We start from the raw sequence: 17427 nt of genomic DNA, 5'->3' as shown, positions 1-17427 counted from the left end.
ACGATTAAAGATGAAGAAAATTATCATATTGCTTGTGTCGCTTGCGGGTTTCAATTCCTGTAATTACCTGGATATTGTACCCGACAATGTGGCCACGTTAGAAAACGCATTTACCATGCGCAACACCGCGGAGCGGTTTCTCTTTACCTGCTATTCATATTTACCCAATGAAGGCGGTATTCCATCGAGCCCGTCACTTATTGGCCACGAAATCTGGCCATTATATACCTACACCAGCAATACAACGGCTTATGTCAGGGGCGAACAGAATATCGTTGCTCCGGTATTGAACTGGTGGGATGGCCTGAACGGTGGAATCGATATGTATCAGGCGATCCGCGACTGCAACATCTTTATTGACAATATCTACTCCGTACCGGATATGACGATGGAAGAGAAACAGCGCTGGGAGGCGGAAGTGAAGTTCCTGAAGGCTTATTACCATTTTTTGCTGATGAGAATGTATGGGCCTATCCCGATTATCCGGGAAAACTTACCCATAGATGCCGGGTTGGATGAGGTGCGGGTATCACGGGAGCCCGTGGATGTGGGGTTCAACTACATCGTGCAACTGCTCGATGAGGCCATACCGCACCTGCCACTGATTATTACAGATGAAGGTATGGAATTGGGCCGGATCACGCGGCCGATTGCCATGTCCATTAAAGCACAAGTACTGGTGACCGCAGCCAGCCCTTTATTCAATGGCAACAGCGATTATAGTACTTATATTGATAAGATAAACGGCGCGTTGTTCAACCCCGAGTTTGATAATGAAAAGTGGCGGCTGGCCATGGAAGCCGCTAAAGCCGCCATTGACATATGCCACGAAGCTGACTTGAAGCTATACAAGTTCCAGCCAGGCGCGGGACAACGGCTTTCCGACACGACGGTTACCCAGATGAGTATCCGAAATGTGGTAGCTGAGCGATGGAACAGTGAGATTATCTGGACGTGGACGGGGGCGACCGCAACACAGACGGCGCTGACACCGCGCACCTGGGATCCCGAACGGAGCCATGATGGCATGCAGGGACGCTATGGGCCGCCGTTAAGCTTCGTTAGCCTTTTTTATACCGACAATGGCGTGCCGATAGAGGAAGATAAGGAATGGGATTATAATGGCCGCTTCGATTTAAAAGTTGCAGGGGAGGCGGATAAATACAATATTAAGCAGGGTTATACGACCGCGAAATTTCATTTTAACCGGGAGAATCGGTTTTACGCATCCACCGGTTTTGACGGAGGTATCTGGTATGGGCAAGGCAAGTTTGATGATAATGACACCTGGCATCTGGAAGGAAAAGAAGGTCAATATACAGCAAGGCAAATCTCGAATCGGTATTCGCCGACCGGTTATTGGCCGAAGAAATTGATTAATTATCTCAACGTTATCGGTGTGTCCAGTTACTCTGTGGTGGCGTATTACTGGCCGAATATGCGCCTGGCCGACCTGTACTTACTGTATGCCGAAGCCGCTAACGAATACCTTGGCCCGAATGACGAAACGTTTAAGTATTTGGATTTGGTGAGGGAACGCGCCGGTCTACCCGCTGTTGAGGATGCATGGACCATGTACTCGAGAAACCCAACGAAAATCGAAACCAAAGAAGGGTTAAGGGAGATCATCCATCGGGAGCGCCGGATTGAGCTGGCGTATGAGTCGAAAAGCTTGTGGGACCTGCTACGCTGGAAAAAAGCTCAGGAGGAGCTTAGCAAACCGGTAACAGGTTGGGATCTGTTCCAGCCGGAGGCGGAATATTATTACCGAGAAACGTTCATCTTTGAACGTGGCTTCCGCCAACGCGATTACTTCCAGCCTATCAGGGAATATAATATTGTCAGGAACAGGAACCTCCTGCAAAGTCCAGGTTGGTAGCTGTTCGGTGCAAAAGCATGTTAGATGGCTAAATCAGAAAATAATGCGGTGAAACGCCTTAAAACGAATACCCCGATGAAGAGTTTATTGAAATTTGTAGTATATGTAGCAGGCTTAGGAGTTTCCGTCCTTGCCTGCAAGGAAGAGGAAAGAAAACCCGTCACCAGCGGGGAAAAGCCAAGTAAAGTACAGGAATATGAGGTGAAAAATTTTGCTGGAGGTGCAGATATCATTTACACCGTGCCGGATGAGCATGTGGCTTACGTGGTGGCCGCCTATGAAATCAAACCTGGAGTCAGGCGGGAGGCAAGATCGTCCAAGTATACCAGTAAGATCACGGTAGAAGGGTTTCCTGTGGAGGGGGAGTATGAAGTAACCTTATATACCGTAGGCCGTAATGAGCAGCGGTCAGAACCCATTACGGTGCTGGTAAATCCGTCGCGCCCCCCGGTGCTTTTAACGTTTGAAACGTTGAATATCTCCGCAGATTTCGGTGGGATAACTATCCAGGGAGAAAATGAATTGGAGGGTGAATTGGCATACGAAGTAATATCCCGTAACGATAAAGGGGAATGGGAAGCTGTTAGTCAGTATTACAGCGGTATACGAAATGTTAATTGGTCGGTACGGGGGCTTGAAGCGAAGGAATATGAGTTAGGCGTTTTTGTACGTGATCGCTGGCTGAATTATTCAGACACGTTATTCGTAACGGTAACCCCCTATAATGAGTTCATGATTGATATGTCAAACTTCACCGAGACAAATTTGCCCGGTGACGAAACCCGTTTAGAGGGTACGAGGAGGATGTCATATCTATTTGACGGCAGAAAATTGAGTCATACCTATGCTTATTATACGCAAGCCGGTACGGGGATGCCCCAGCGTTTTACGGTTTTCTTGCAAGGCACGTACAAACTCAGCCGCATCATCAACTGGCAGAATGTTACCAACGAAACCATCGCTTACAATTCCTCTAACCCGAAGCGGTTCCGGGTTTGGGGAAGCATGGAACCCAATCCGGATGGATCGCTTGATGATACCTGGTATCTATTAGGTGAATTTGAAAACATTAAACCCTCAGGTTCGCCGATAGGAACCAATACACAAGAAGACAACGAACGAGCCAGAGCCGGTGACGAATACGTGTTCAATAGGGATATTCCCCCAGTACGCTATATACGGATAGAAACTCTGGAAGTTTGGGGAAACACCGGACGTGTATATTATACAGAACTGGAGATTTACGGCGACCACGCCGATTAGCAGGTAAAAAATGTAATACTATGAAATTACGATTGAATATAAGGAATGTAATGTTAGCGCTCTGGGCTTTACCTATGCTGTTAGGAGCGTGTACTCCCATGGATCATTACTATAAGGATTTGATTGAAATGGGGGATAGGCAATATGTAGGGAAGGTATCGGATGTGCGGGTTTATACCGGGAATGAACGGTTGAAGATAGTCTGGGCAACGCCATCGGATCCAAGTGCAGAGCGTATTGTTGTATACTGGAATAATCGGCTGGACTCTGTTGAACAACGCCTTGATCATCAAGTGGACACCGGATTCATCGCCATTAATGGGCTTGCGGAGGGGCCATATACCTTTAATATGGTCACGTTTGACAAATCGGGAAACCGGTCGCTCTCCGTTGAGCTCAATGCGCAGGTATACGGCCCGAGATTCCAGTCGACCCTCAGAAACCGGGTGGTCGAACGGGCAGGGGAATTGCCGAATTCCGCGGTAATCAATTGGTATGAGGAGTTTTCCGAAACTATGGTCCATACCGAAGTGCGGTACACGGATATGGACGGTACCGTCCATACTGTCACGTTTCCGAAAGACGAGATGCGGCTAAGCCTGCCCAATGCGGATGTAACGCTGCCGGTTTCGCACAGGAGTTTCTTCGTGCCGCAGCCAGCAGCCTTGGACACCTTTGTCACCGAGTTTGAGACAATCCAGATCCCGCCGCCGCAATTCGACGTGTATGACGGTGTAGCAATGTCAGCCAGTTCAAGCGGAAGGCGGGCCATCGATTTAGCTACGGGGGCAGTATATACACTGACCGAGGCCAACAGCCTTCAGGGACAAATTGATTTACTTTTGGCTAATTCGTCTTCCTCAGCGATGAATTTTATAGCGCCCGGCAACAGCGGTGTGACGGGCTGGTCGGCGTTGACCTATATCAACAGTGACTGGACCAACCGGAATAACGGCACCATGGTGAAATATTCCAATCCGACTCCAGCGGAAATAGAAGCATTCAATGCGTTAACCACTGTCCGGCAATTATATAACGCTTATAATAAAGCGTTGATTGACGTGCCGGAGCGTCCGGAATATTCGTTGACAAATGAGGGTCCGGGCGGCCGTGTACGGGAGATCAATGCAGGGGATATTATCTATTATTGGCTGGAAGGGCGCGGTCTGGCTGTAGCCATACAGGTGTTAGCGGTAAATCCAGGCAATTCCGGCGGTATGGATCTAAAAATCAAGACCGGGCGTTTCATGCCATAGCACATATATAGCGGGATAACAACCGCAAGCAACGTATCGGGGGCTTCTGCGTAACGCAGAAGCCCCCATTGTATTAGTTAAGCTGCTTGTATCGCCGCTGTTGAGTGGCGTGTTTTATATCAGCCGATAAATATCGTTTACATCAACGCGCGGTATCGAAGATGTTGGGGGCCATGGTCAGCATTCGGCTGTTAATGTTTGTGCCACCGTTGTTCGCCAGCACCGCGATCACGGTGTTATTGCTCTTGCAAATCAGTAGCGCAGCGTTGAAGCCGTTGGTAGCTCCGTCGTGGTGCAGGCATTCCAGACCACCGACCGTACGCAATGTCCAAGCCAATCCCTTTCTGGTACTGCCCGATTGCATGGTTTGCCGATGGGTTTCCAGCGCAAGATGGCCGATAGGAGAATTGTCTGTGTCAATTTGATGCCGGCCATACGCCAAAAGGTCTTTGATGGTGGAATGCACGGCTCCCGAACCTTTGAGCGCACCCGTTTCATTCGGATCGCGGTAGGCTACTTGGTTACCACTGCTGCTGTATCCCACAGCGATGTTTGCATTTTCGGTGCCCCAATCGGGGTATTCCGTTAATCGCGTCTTGGTACGGGTAAGGTTTAGGGGGGCGGCGATTAGGTTCTCCAATTTTTGTCCGTAGCGCATGCCGATGTTGCGTTCGATGATTGTGCTTAATGTGCCGAAGCCGAAGTTGGAGTAGAGATACGTACTTCCCGGAGTGCTGCCCAGTTCGACCAGTTTAAGCGCTTCATATAGCCTTAAGCTGTCATATGAACTTCTTGAACCGGAGAAATTGGCCGGTTCCCGAGGCAGCCCGGCGGTATGGTTGAGCAGGTGTTTGAAAGTAACTTCCTGGCCTCCACGTTCCAGCACCGGAATATCTGATGGCAGGTACGGACCTATTTTTTCATCGACCGTGATGCCCTTTTCCCGCAAGAAGTCTACTGCCATGATGGCGGCGAAGGTTTTTGATATGGAGCCGATTTCGTATACCGTATGTTCATCAGGAACTCTCGCTGTTCCACGGACCAGTTCGCCCATATTATAGAAGTATTCTTCGCCGTTTACTGAAATCCCAATACTGATACCTACCGCTTGTGTTTGGGAGATATAGGGCCGATACGCATCGGTTACAATTTGTCGGTAGGGATCTTCTGTGCCGGGAGTATCCGGCCCTCCATCCTGTGGTTTGGTTCCGTCTTTTGCACATCCCCATAACATTAGGGCCGCCAGATAGCATCTCGCAAGGGTTTTTATTGTCTTCATATGGTTACTTTTTTAGTTTTTTCAACAGGTTGTCCATTAATCGTTTTTTCGCTTCATCTCCATGTTTTTGTATTTCCGTATTAAGGGCATCAATAGCCTTGTAATCTATGATGTATGAGGTAAAGTCGCCTTGTTCATGGAGCCATTGGTCAGCATCAACGTTGGTTCTGCAAAGTGTTTTCTTCAATACTTCGTGGAGGTGTTTTTTAGGCCATTCGTACGCACGGCCTTTTAAGATGGCATCCACCGTATTCCGGATTACCACCATGTAGGGTGAGTATGTATTGTTCAGTAGAATTATGGTGGACTTGTCATCGATATACCGCTTCATGAGCGTGTAATTTCCCGGCCAGGCACCTGTATGGAACACCTCTCTGCCTTTGCCGTCGGGTGGCAACACACGCCATCCATATCCATAGTGGCCGGGCGTATTGGGCACGCTTACCATGGGGCTGAACATTTCCTGCAAACTGCTGTCGGGCAGAATACCATCGGTATAGAGCAGGCTGTCCCATTTCAACAGGTCGTCTACCGTAGAGGTGAGTCTGCCCGGTCCGAGCCGACCGCTGAGGTAACCCACATAGGCATAACGCTGCTGTGTTTCGGGCCGGACATATTGGCAAGCCTCCGAATCCCAGACAACACCGGGTGCATAACCAGGGGTTCTGAAGATCGTGTTGCGTACAAAAAAGCCGGTGGATGACATGGCATGCGGCGCGAAAATGCGTTGATGCAGGAAGACATCCAGCGGTATGCCCGAACATGCTTCCACAATTTCGGCCAGCAATACATAGCCCAGGTTGCTGTATTGATAGGTGCTTCCGGGAGGAAATTGCAGCGGTGGTTTTTCAACATGAAGGAAATGAATGATGTCTTTGTTATACACCAGATCGGAAGTATGCCAGTTTTCCCGGAAATACTTTTCGTAGTCTGGCACGCCGGAAGTATGCGTAAGCAATTGCCGGATGGTGATTCCTTCGTAAGGCAACGCCGGCGTGAAATACCGGTTGATATCGTCATCGAGGCGAAGTTTTCCTTCATCGCGCAACAGCATGATTGCCGTGGCCGTAAATTGTTTGGATACCGAAGCGATTTCCGTTTGGCTTTGGGGTAAGAAGGGCGTCCCTGTCTCGAAATTTCCGACACCGAACCCTGCACGGAATATCAACTTGCCTTGGTCTTTTACGGCTACGGCACCGTTAAACATATCGTGTTCATGCAAGTACGTAAATAACGCCTCGAGTTGCTGCCGCTTGCCGCCGGTCTGTTGTTGTCCATAGACGCCGAGCGAAACAGCCATCATTAATAACAGGAGTGATACATTGGGTTTTATATTCATCTGAATTGATTTTTCTATATAAACGTACATCCGGAGTTACCCGGATGTACGTTGGATGCATGTTTCAATTGGCTTATTCGGGCCAGAAGGCGCAGCAATTTGCTGCGCGGTTACCCAGTTCGCCAAAAAACGAAATGGAGGGAGTGGTCGTGCTGGTAAAGGTCAGGTACTTTCCCCCGCCGGAAGGAGCCGATTGCGTTTCACTGATGACAAAGTCGTGGGCTTCCAAGAAATTATCCATAAGGCGGCTGTCTCTGATGAGCGCAGCATTTCCGTCTTCGCTGTTGAACAGCAGCCGGATACGGTCGTCATAGTGCAGTGCCGGGACATAGCGGTAGAAGGCACTGGTCCGGGATCCCGTGGCCGTATAATAGTAAACCAATATCCGCAGGCGTGCAAATTCCGGATCAAATACAAAAAGCATCTGGTGTAATTGGCGTCCGGAACTGTTTTGCAGGTCGGTTTTCACGGCGGTCCACAGATCCCTGAATCCCTGCGATTGTGCGGGATCGTCTGGGTTGATTAGGACGGACGTGTAGTACGGCGCATCCACGGGATTTTCGATTTTGAAAAACTTATCGAGGGATGGTGTACTTGGCAGGGGCCAGTTGTCGTTGTCGATAGCGGGGACGTTGGTCAGCGTACCAAACACAAATGAAGACGGGTTGTCGGTACGGAAGAAACCACCCAAACGGGTTCCTTCCGTGGGATGTACTGAAATGGTTTCGTCCACCCAACGTACGCGAAAGTCATGTTCTTCCAGGAAATAAGCAAGCAAGGGGGAAATTATGGGCCCCAAAATATTGCCATTCCCGTTTTGACGTACAAACTCCAGCCTTCCAACCCCGTTGTCGTCGAGCGCCATGGTATAGGTCCAACGCGCCAACACCTTGTTAGACGATGCCCTTAAGTGGTAGAGAGCCACCACGTCCACGGTGTCGCGCTGTCCGAAACGGATGTACATGGAGTGTAGCATTCGTCCGCTAGACCCGCTATAGACCCATTCATGCACATTTTGTACCGCTTGATCCCATCGTTCTTTGAAATCCTGTGGGAGATCCGGGTTCAAGGGATCAATGGCTATGGCATTATATCCGCTGGCGGGGTTTTTCAATACTTCAAATAGCTGCTCGCCCACGGGTTCCTGTGGGGTATCTTCCGGCAAGGGGAAAGACTCTCGCTCAGGCATGCAGGCTACCATCATGCCTAAGATTACACATGCCGTTATAATATTGTTCATGGTTTTCATATCCAGTGTTGTGATGTTAGTTTCTGCTATATCCGGGGTTTGGTTCCATATTCGGGTTAGCCTGTAATTCAGTTCTTGAAATAGGCAGCACGAACCCATTATTGGGATACGATAGCGACTGCGTCCGATCCGACTGGATATGCTGGATACCCATTTTTTTTCGGTTGGTGTCGAACAGCCGATTTCCTTCAAAGGCCAATTCTTTTCTGCGTTCAAGGATGATGCGTTGTACCAGTGCATCGCCGGTTAAGGTAATGTCGTTAGCTTCTGGGTCTGCACGTTGTACGATGGTGTTCAGGTCGGCCTGCGCACCTGCGTAGAACGTTGCGTTTGTTTTGCCTATTTCGGCCCTCGCCTCAGCACGGATGAGGTATACTTCGGAGAGGCGGATGACTTTGATATGATCATCCATTGAAGTAGCTCCCCGGGGGTATTTACGGATGATATATGCCGGGGTTTCGGCGCTTGGCCGGCTTCCAACCTCAATCAACTGCTTCCGCACATCCGTGTCGGCATAGGTGTTGTAAAGGTCGGCCGAGGCCAGCCCGTCGCCGTAACCTTCCGGCTCAACGAAATAGCCGATACCGTCAGTTCCGGGACGGTCTATTGCACTGTTTACGATCTCGAAAATTGATTCTGAGCTAAAATTTTCCGCCCAGCTTGCCACATACTCCGCATTGCCCAGCAAGGAGTGTGAGTTGCCATCAATAACATCGGTAGCATAGCGTTCGGCTTGTTCCCAGTCTTCCCGGTATAAATGCACCTTTGCCAACAGGGCCTGTATGGCCGGAACCGTAAGACGTCCGTTGTTTTGAGTGGAGTTTACCAACGACAATGCCCTTTCAAAGTCGGCTACAATTTGATCATATACCGCTTTTACGCTCGCTCTTGCCGGCTTTACCAATTCCATTGAGGGTTCAATCAGCAAGGGGACACCCAAGTGCGAAGCATCGGGGCTATAATTGTAAGGTTGCCCGTAAAGGCGGACCATGTCAAAATAGCACAGCGCCCGGGCAGCGTACATTTCGCCGATAAGCTCGTTGGCCTGTGCTTGCAGCGTTGTGTTTAGCTCCAGTGCTTCACCTCGATCAATGGCCAGGTTGGCGTTCACAATCAGCCGCCACATCTGGTACCAGGTGTCTGTGGCGTTGCCGTCTTCAGCGTTCATGCGGAAGAAGTCGTAATTGATATATCGGCCAGAATTGCGCCGGCTTACGAACATGTTGTCTCCGATGATTTCCGGATAAAGAAGAAAACTGCGGTTGTAATAATGGATACTTTGGAACTTATCATAAACACCATTGGTTGCAGCCTTCAAACTGGGAACATCCACAATGGTTCGCCTGAGATCCAAGCCTTGGGGATTTTCCAATTCCAGAAAGCTGGTACTGCATGCCGTTGACAATACCAGCATCGTTCCATATATGAAAAGTCTTTTCATCTTGTTTGAGTGTTAGTTTGTGTTAAAACTGAATATCCAATCCGATGAGCATTTGCCTGGCCATGGGCGCATCGCTCGTACCTATTCCACCACCTACGAAGCTTTCGGGGTCTCTGGGCAAGTAGGGATCCCTGATCCAGGTCCACAGGTTGTTAGCGCGGAAATACACAGAACTTCTGGAGACGGGGAGGTTCAGCTTCTTCAGCGGCAGATCGTAGCGCAACGTAACGTCCCGCAACCGGATATAACCACCATCATACATAAATCGTGTGGAGTTTTGCTCCCCGCTTAACCCCGATTGTGTGCCGCGAAACACGATTTTAGGGCTGAACGCGTCATCACCGGGTTGGCGCCAGCGCGTGTTGTAGGTTAGCCGGGGCAGTGCCCTGAAGTCAGCTGCGCCGGCACTGCCGTCTGTAAATAGGTTTGTGAACCCTCCGAACAGTTTATTGCCCCAATTGTAATATAGCTGGAACGAGAGAGAAAGACCTTTGTAGCTGAATGTGTTGGTAAGCCCGCCGAAATGGGAAGGGAGGGCGCTGCCTTGGTAGAACGGCATCGCATCGGCATAGCTATTGGTGGTGGCTGTTTTCGTGCCGTCTGTCCAGTACAGCGCTTCTCCGGTCTGCGGGTGCACGCCGGCGTATCCCCTGAGGTAATAACTATAATAATCCCGGCCTACATCGCGCCGGAAATTACCCGACAGGATTGGCATATCGTCAGCCAGCTTTAGGATGGTGTTATTCAGTGTGCTGAAATTTAGCGCACTGTGCCAATTGAATCCTCCTGTTTTATAAGATTTGACGATGGTTCCCGCCAATTCGAGCTCGATTCCGGAGTTTTTGAATGACCCGATGTTATCGTCATAGGTTGTAATGCCGTTTGTTCTCGATACTTCGACAGAGAAGAGTAAATCTTGGGTTGTCCGCACGTAATAATCAAATGAGCCGCTTAGCCGGCCGTTGAAGAACGAGAAATCTGTACCGATATCGAAGGGTTTGTTCTTTTCCCATACCAGGTTGTCGTTTTCAATCTGGCTCAAGCCGAAGCCGGGCTCACCATTGTAGTCTTGCCCAACCGCATACAAACCCAGATGCGGGTAGTAACCGCCGGCTTCGTTGCCGTTTACGCCGTAGCTCGACCGTAATTTCAGTTGATCGATCCAGGTGTAAGCCTGCATAAATGGTTCTTGGTGGATGTTCCAGCCAATACCAATGGACCAGAAGTTGCCATATCGGTTGTTACGCCCGAACGTAGATACACCGTCCCTTCGTATTGATGCACTGAGGTAATATTTCTGTTGATAGTTGAAATTGGTATTTAAGAAATATGCCGCGTAAGCTCGCGCATATTCGTAGCTGTCTGCCGCTGCCGGAACGGATGCATTGGCTAAAGGGTATTTGTTTGGAGCCGTGTAATTCCGGGCGTAGGTGTTGACTGTCTTGCGGTCGAACCGTTGCGCTTCCTGGCCTAACGTGGCATCGATTCCAATTTCACTGAACTGTTTGTTGTATTTCAGTATGTTATAGACGTTCCATGTGTGGTGACGCACGTTGTAGTTCCGTCCGCGGCCGTTATCGTTTCGGGCATCCCCAAACATCGGATTGTCATACCGGAACTCATCGGCGAAGTTCATGTCTATATTGGCCCTCGATTCGAATGCGATACCGTTCCAGATGTCTAATTGCGCTCCTATGTTACCCTTAAGGTTATAAAAGCGGGAATCATAAATGTTTTCATTGGTAATGGCCACTGGATTGAACGTGTTTGAAATCCCCTCGTTGTAGGTGCCATCATCGTTGTAAGCCCTAAGCCAGGGCTGGATGCGGTACATACTGTACACCGGGTTTACAAAAAAGTTTCCGTTGGGCGGGGTGTTCAGGTTTTGGTAGCCGGCAGACAGTCCCGCATCCAATTTCAGTCGCTGGGTCAGCTGGTTGGTCAAACTCAGCCTGCCCGTCATCCGTTGATAGCCATTACCCAATGTGGTGCCTTCCTCGTCATAATAACCCAACGAAGTATAGTAGGTGCTTTTATCATTTCCGCCTGAAGCCGAAACGTTGTATTGTGCATAATTGCCGGTACGGGTAAGTAAATCATACCAATCGGTATCCACATCGGGGTTTATTCCTTGTGCAATCAGGTATTGCACAGCATCATCATGATTATCAATACGGATGTCGGAGCTGTTAATAACGCCTTCGGCGAGGAGTTCAATCATTTCATTGGTGTTCAATGGACGCATCCGATCTTCTGCCATTATCCGGGAGATGCCGCGCTGGATGGATGCGTTTATCCGGCTTCGCCCCGACTGGCCGGACTTGGTGGTAATGAGGATTACCCCATTAGCAGCACGGGAACCGTAGATAGAGGTAGCTGAAGCGTCTTTAAGAACCGTCACACTTTCAATGTCATTGGGATTGATTAGTGCTTGTGCCGTGGAAGATGTGGCAATACTGCCGATATTGCCGGTGACAATCGGAATGCCATCCACCACATATAGGGGGGTATTGCCCGCTTGGTGGGAACCAATGCCACGGATACGGACATTAGGAAATGCCCCTGGTGCTCCACTACCACTTGTTGCTATCAGCCCCGGAACGTTACCCTGCAAGCTTTCCATGAAGGTGACACGCGGCCTTGATTCAAGCTGTTCGGCTTTGACGGTTGTGGCAGATCCCGTAAAGGATTCTTTGGTTTGGGTGCCGTAGGCAACACGGATTTCCACGTCGTCAAGCGTCTGCCAGGAGATTTCCAAGGCGATAGTCAGAAAGCTGTCGGACGCCTTCACCTCCCTGGAGGTATATCCAACATAAGATATCCGCAGCACAGCGTCGGTTGGCACGTTAGGGATGCTGAATTCTCCCAAAGCGTTGGATGTGGCTTGTTGTTGCGTAGCTGGCACATAGATGGTCGCCCCCGTCAAGGGTTTGCCGCCTTCATCAGTCACTTTTCCCTGTACCGTCGTTTGCAGTGCCGGTACCTGTTGCTCAGTTTGGTTGCGTGCCGGTATCAGGTAAATGATTTTATTTAATATCTTGTAATCAAAGGGCTGTCCCTTGAAAGCAAGTTTCAGCGCATCTTCCAGCGATGCTTCATTCACGGCAATCGAAACGGGCTTAGCTTTATCCAAGTAACCTTTTTCATACAGAAAGTTATAACCGGTTTGTTTCCGTATTTCTTTCATAACGCTTCTTAAGGAAGCTTCTTTCACATTCAATGTTAAATGTTGGGCATAGCTGGCAGCGCTGACCTGAAAGCATATTAAGCAAGTAAATAAGGCGGTTAAATTCATTGTCCACCATGATTTTGATAAGTTGCAGCGGGACGGTAGGTAGGCCCATAGTCCTTCCCGTTTGTCCAATAAAGTACAATTCATACCTTTGTGTAGTTGGTTAAGTGATTGGGGTAATCTGATCCAATTTTGCGCTTATCCTTAACAAACAGCTTACTGTTCCAGCAGTAAGCCATCCCGGCTCCACAGGCCGGGATTTTTGCTAAGCTTTTTCATATCAGGTTCTAATAGCTCATATAAATCCTCCTTGTTTTAAGTTGTTTATCTACCTGTTCAGTCAGTTTGAATTCGATATTGCAGGTTTCCGAGATCATGGTCATCAGATCGGATAGGTTTACATCTCTGGGAAGTATGCCATCCAGTTTCTTTTCCGGCAGGTCGCCGGCGAGCACCTCAACATTGTACCAACGGCCGATGATTTGCAAGACCTCTTCAATGTCGGTATTATCGAAGTAGAATAGGCCGTTAATCCAGGCGATAGCGTCACCGGCGTCTACGGAATTGACATGAATCTGGTTGTTTCCCGAAAACACGACCGCTTGCTGGTTGGGGATTAGCTGTTGTGGCGACCCGAAGTTAGGAGTGATTTCAACGGTACCTTCTTGTAAGATGGTCTTTGTATAACCGTCGGAGGGATAAGCAGAAACGTTGAATTTTGTACCAAGTACTTTTAAACGTTGGTCTGCTGTTTCGACAACAAAAGGCCATGGCTCAGCGGATACCGGTTTTGCCACTTCGAAATACGCTTCGCCGGTTAGTTCTACCACGCGCTCTGTTTTTTCAAATTGCGAAGGATAGGTAAGCGATGAGGCAGCGTTAAGCCATACCGTGGTGCCGTCAGGCAAGGTAAGCCGATATTGCCCGCCTTTGGGTGTAGACAATTTGGCGGTGTGTGCTGTATTGTTGTTTTTCGGAATGCCCGTAATCAGCGGGGTTCCATCGTTATAAAACAGTCCGGTGTCCGATAAGATAACCCCTTCATGCTGACTACTAAGGTCAATGACTGTGCCGTCAGCCAACTCGAGTACCGCATGATTGCTGCCGGGTTTTATGCGGCTTGCGTCTACGGTCTGTTCTTCCGGCTGGTGGCTCATGCCGATATATAACGCAACAGCAATCACAGCCAGTATGACTGCCGCAATGGAGGCAATTACGCGGCCGCGCGTCCAACGGCGGCCCACTGCTCTTTCCGGACCATCGGAAATAATGGAGAGGAATGTCCCAAGTGGGGGATCGGGAAGGGTATCCCACTCTTCATTAGGCGTAAAATGCTGGAAATAGTGTGCAAGCAATTCCTTCAATCGTGTGTCGTAGTGGCCGCTTTGGATGCGCGATTGGAACTCCAACCGCTCCGCCGGGGTGGCTGTTTTTTGCACGTAGCGCTGAAATAGATAGTCGAACCGCTCCATTTTCGTTTAAAGAGTGGTTTGCTTGGGAAAAGGTAGTATAAGATGTAGGAAAAAATGTATTTTTTCTTAAAAAAAGAGGTGGGTGGTTAAAATTATGGCTATTTTAACTGGAAAATGATGTTTAAGTTCTTTTTTGATTGATTTGACGGCGTGGTATATCTGTGTTTTTACCGTTTCTTTTGAAATTCCAAGCCGTTGGGCAATTTCGGCGTATTTAAGGTGTTGATAGCGGCTCAGCTTGTAAATTTTCTTTTGTTGTTCCGGCAACTTTTCTACCGCCTGTTCGAGTAAAGCGCGATAAATTCCGCTGTTATCTTCCTCGGCTTCCAATTCGTACTCGTGCTCCCACTGTATTTGCTGTTCTACCAACGGCTGTAGTTTCTTTTCGGCAGCCCGCTTTTTCAATACGGCAAACGTCTGGTTGCGGCATGAAATAAATAGATAGCCGCTGAAGCTGGTAACACGTTTTAAGTGCGCTCTACCGTGCCAGATGTTGATAAAAGTGTCTTGAACGATTTCCTGTGCAATATCCCGGGATTCGATTAAGCGTAAAACCGCTTGTCCCAATGGCCGGTAATAGTGGTGAAAGAGTAAACCGAACGCATGTTCATCTCCTTCAGCAATTTTCTGCAACAGTTCGGGCTCGTTTGGTAGGGGTTTAATCGCCATTCCCTCAAAAATACCAAACCTTTGGTCATTTTTGGCGAATGATATGTTTTTTTTACCAAAAATGGCTTACAGCCCGTTCGCCCTTGCGGTAATTTCGGCGATGTCCAGTACCGCTACTTCTTGTTCTTTATCTTTGGCTTTAATGCCGTCGCGCAGCATGGTCATACAGAATGGGCAGGCTGCGGCAATGACATCCGCTCCGGTAGATAGTGCCTCCTCCGTGCGTTCAACGTTGATTTCTTTATGTCCCTTTTCGGGTTCTTTGAACAGTTGGGCTCCGCCTGCACCGCAGCATAAGCCATTGCTGCGGCAGCGCTTCATTTCTACCAACTGGGTATCAAGGCTTTCCAACACCTTGCGCGGTGCCTCGTACACACCGTTGCCCCGGCCAAGATAACAGGGGTCGTGGTACGTAATGCGCCGCCCTTTGAAGGACTCGCCCCCTTCCGCTTTTAATTTACCTTCGTCAATCAATTGCTGAAGGAGCTGTGTGTGGTGGATGACGTCAAAATGTCCACCTAAACCCGGATACTCGTTTTTCAGGGTATTGAAGCAATGGGGGCAGGCTGTAACAATCTTCTTTACGTCATAGCCATTGAGCAGTTCAATATTCGCCATTGCCTGCAACTGGAAAAGGAATTCATTGCCGGCACGTTTTGCCGGATCACCGGTACAGGTTTCTTCTGTGCCGAGCACAGCGAATTTTATGCCTACGTGCTGGAGGATTTTGCAGATATCACGAGTAATACGTTGAGCACGGTCGTCAAAGCTTCCCGCACAGCCCACCCAAAACAGGATATCCGGCATTTCGCCCCGGGCAGCCATTTCGGCCATCGTCGGTATGTTGAGTTCGTTCATGTTGTTAGATGCTTTTATGCAGTAAGCTTAGGTCACCGATCACCGATCACCGACCCCCGATCACCATCCACCCACCTGGCCCTATCCGCTTGGGCATATTTCCACGGCGCGCCGTTGTTCTCTACATTGCTGAACATCGTATGGAGACTCGTTGGCGCCTGGGATTCTTCCATAACCGTATAGCGCCGCAACTCCATAATGATGTCCAATGGATTGATGCTAACCGGACAGGCCTCCACGCAGGCATTGCAGGTGGTGCAGGCCCAGATTTCTTCACGGCTGATATAATCGTCCAGCAGTGCCTTCCCATCGTCTTTAAATCCCTTGTTTTTCCGCGTATTCCGGCCTACTTCAACCATCCGGTCACGGGTGTCCATCATGATTTTCCGAGGTGATAACAGTTTACCTGTCATGCTGGCCGGGCATACCGACGTGCACCTCCCGCATTCGGTACAGGTATAGGCATCGAGCAAGTGCTTCCACGTCAGATCCTGGATATCTTTTGCTCCGAAACGGGACGGTGGCCCCGCATTTTCCGGAACATACGAAGGGTCGAGCATGGCTTTCACTTCATTGGTTACACTATCCATGTTCGTAAAGCGTCCTTTGGGTTCCGGGTTGGCGAAATACGTATTGGGAAACGCCAACAGGATGTGCAAGTGCTTGGAATAAGGCAGGTAGTTCAGGAAAGCGAGCACCCCGATGATATGAAACCACCAGCAACCGCGCTCCAGTGCAATCAGGGCGGTGGTGTTTTCCGGCAATACCGGTGTAAGCCATCCACTTACCGGAAACGCACCGGCTTGTACATAGGGCGGCACACCGAGCGATTGTAATTTATAATCCGCCGCATTCATCGTGAGGAAAGCGGCCATCAGCACGATTTCAGCAATAAGAATCAGATTCGCATCTGTGCGCGGCCAGGTGGTCATTTCCACACCGAAAAAGCGCCTCAGACGGGCGATGTTGCGCCGGGCCAGAAAAACCACACAGCCTACCAGTACCGCCAACGCCAGCCATTCAAACGCGCCAATAAGGAAGGAATAAAACGGGCCGGAACCTGCAAACACGCGATGGGTGCCGAAGAGTCCATCGATGACGATTTCGAGCAATTCAATATTGATAATGATAAAGCCGAGATAGACAAACAGGTGCAGCAAGGCCGGAAATGGGCGCTTGAACATCTTTTTCTGTCCGAAAGCTACCAGCAGCATCTGCCGCCACCGATCGGCATGCCGGTCGGCCCGATGTTCGGCCTTGCCTAACCGGATGTTTTGTATAATCTTAAGCGCATTGGTGGTGGCCCATGCGAATGCAGCGATGAGCAATAGACCGAATATGACTTGGCTTACCATCTATCCCCAGGGTTTATGTACGAAATTAAGCAATATAAATTACTATGCAAGCATAATAATTTATTTAGGATGTATTTAAAGTGGGGTGGGGGGTGGAGTGCTGGGCAATAAAAAAGCGGAATGCCTTCGCGTTCC

At 49.3% G+C, this 17427-nt stretch carries 12 protein-coding genes; 3 read left to right on the top strand and 9 right to left on the bottom strand.

Annotation, left to right across the window (positions count from 1 at the left end):
• Positions 1 to 10: 10 nt before the first annotated feature.
• The 3 genes from BM030_RS14180 to BM030_RS14170 are packed head-to-tail and all read left to right on the top strand — an operon-like array spanning position 11 to position 4398.
• Positions 11 to 1879: a RagB/SusD family nutrient uptake outer membrane protein gene (locus BM030_RS14180; protein ID WP_090974264.1), complete on the top strand. Its 1869-nt coding sequence runs from the start codon at positions 11 to 13 to the stop codon at positions 1877 to 1879.
• Between the two features lie 24 nt (positions 1880 to 1903).
• Positions 1904 to 3142, top strand: a complete 1239-nt coding sequence (locus tag BM030_RS14175) for a DUF5000 domain-containing lipoprotein (RefSeq protein WP_090974263.1) — start codon at positions 1904 to 1906, stop codon at positions 3140 to 3142.
• Between the two features lie 20 nt (positions 3143 to 3162).
• Positions 3163 to 4398: a DUF4998 domain-containing protein gene (locus BM030_RS14170; protein WP_090974262.1), complete on the top strand. Its 1236-nt coding sequence runs from the start codon at positions 3163 to 3165 to the stop codon at positions 4396 to 4398.
• Between the two features lie 142 nt (positions 4399 to 4540).
• On the opposite strand, the gene BM030_RS14165 is transcribed toward BM030_RS14170, so the two are convergent.
• The 9 genes from BM030_RS14165 to BM030_RS14125 all read right to left on the bottom strand — a co-directional run bounded on the left by BM030_RS14165 (position 4541) and on the right by BM030_RS14125 (position 17292).
• Entirely contained in the window at positions 4541 to 5677 is a 1137-nt protein-coding gene (locus tag BM030_RS14165; protein ID WP_090974261.1) for a serine hydrolase domain-containing protein, read from the bottom strand.
• A gap of 4 nt (positions 5678 to 5681) precedes the next feature.
• Entirely contained in the window at positions 5682 to 7016 is a 1335-nt protein-coding gene (locus BM030_RS14160; protein WP_170845747.1) for a serine hydrolase domain-containing protein, read from the bottom strand.
• 73 nt (positions 7017 to 7089) lie between these two features.
• Positions 7090 to 8256: a hypothetical protein gene (locus tag BM030_RS14155; RefSeq protein WP_139215900.1), complete on the bottom strand. Its 1167-nt coding sequence runs from the start codon at positions 8254 to 8256 to the stop codon at positions 7090 to 7092.
• Between the two features lie 25 nt (positions 8257 to 8281).
• Positions 8282 to 9706 (bottom strand): RagB/SusD family nutrient uptake outer membrane protein, encoded by a 1425-nt coding sequence (locus BM030_RS14150; RefSeq protein ID WP_090974258.1) that lies wholly within the window; start codon positions 9704 to 9706, stop codon positions 8282 to 8284.
• Positions 9707 to 9728: 22 nt separating this feature from the next.
• A complete protein-coding gene (locus BM030_RS14145) occupies positions 9729 to 12893 on the bottom strand; it encodes a SusC/RagA family TonB-linked outer membrane protein (RefSeq protein WP_170845746.1) in 3165 nt (1054 codons plus the stop codon).
• 332 nt (positions 12894 to 13225) lie between these two features.
• The gene (locus BM030_RS14140) at positions 13226 to 14410 is read right to left on the bottom strand and encodes a FecR family protein (RefSeq protein WP_090974256.1); all 1185 of its coding nucleotides are present in this window, start codon (positions 14408 to 14410) and stop codon (positions 13226 to 13228) included.
• Between the two features lie 66 nt (positions 14411 to 14476).
• Entirely contained in the window at positions 14477 to 15079 is a 603-nt protein-coding gene (locus BM030_RS14135; RefSeq protein WP_090974255.1) for an RNA polymerase sigma factor, read from the bottom strand.
• A 66-nt stretch (positions 15080 to 15145) separates the two neighbouring features.
• Positions 15146 to 15937 (bottom strand): (Fe-S)-binding protein, encoded by a 792-nt coding sequence (locus tag BM030_RS14130; protein WP_090974254.1) that lies wholly within the window; start codon positions 15935 to 15937, stop codon positions 15146 to 15148.
• Between the two features lie 32 nt (positions 15938 to 15969).
• A complete protein-coding gene (locus BM030_RS14125) occupies positions 15970 to 17292 on the bottom strand; it encodes a 4Fe-4S dicluster domain-containing protein (protein WP_090974253.1) in 1323 nt (440 codons plus the stop codon).
• Between the last annotated feature and the right edge of the window lie 135 nt (positions 17293 to 17427).

Origin of the sequence: Parapedobacter composti, assembly GCF_900112315.1 — a bacterium.
Lineage (GTDB): Bacteria > Bacteroidota > Bacteroidia > Sphingobacteriales > Sphingobacteriaceae > Parapedobacter > Parapedobacter composti.
This window is presented reverse-complemented; position numbering and strand designations above follow the sequence as displayed.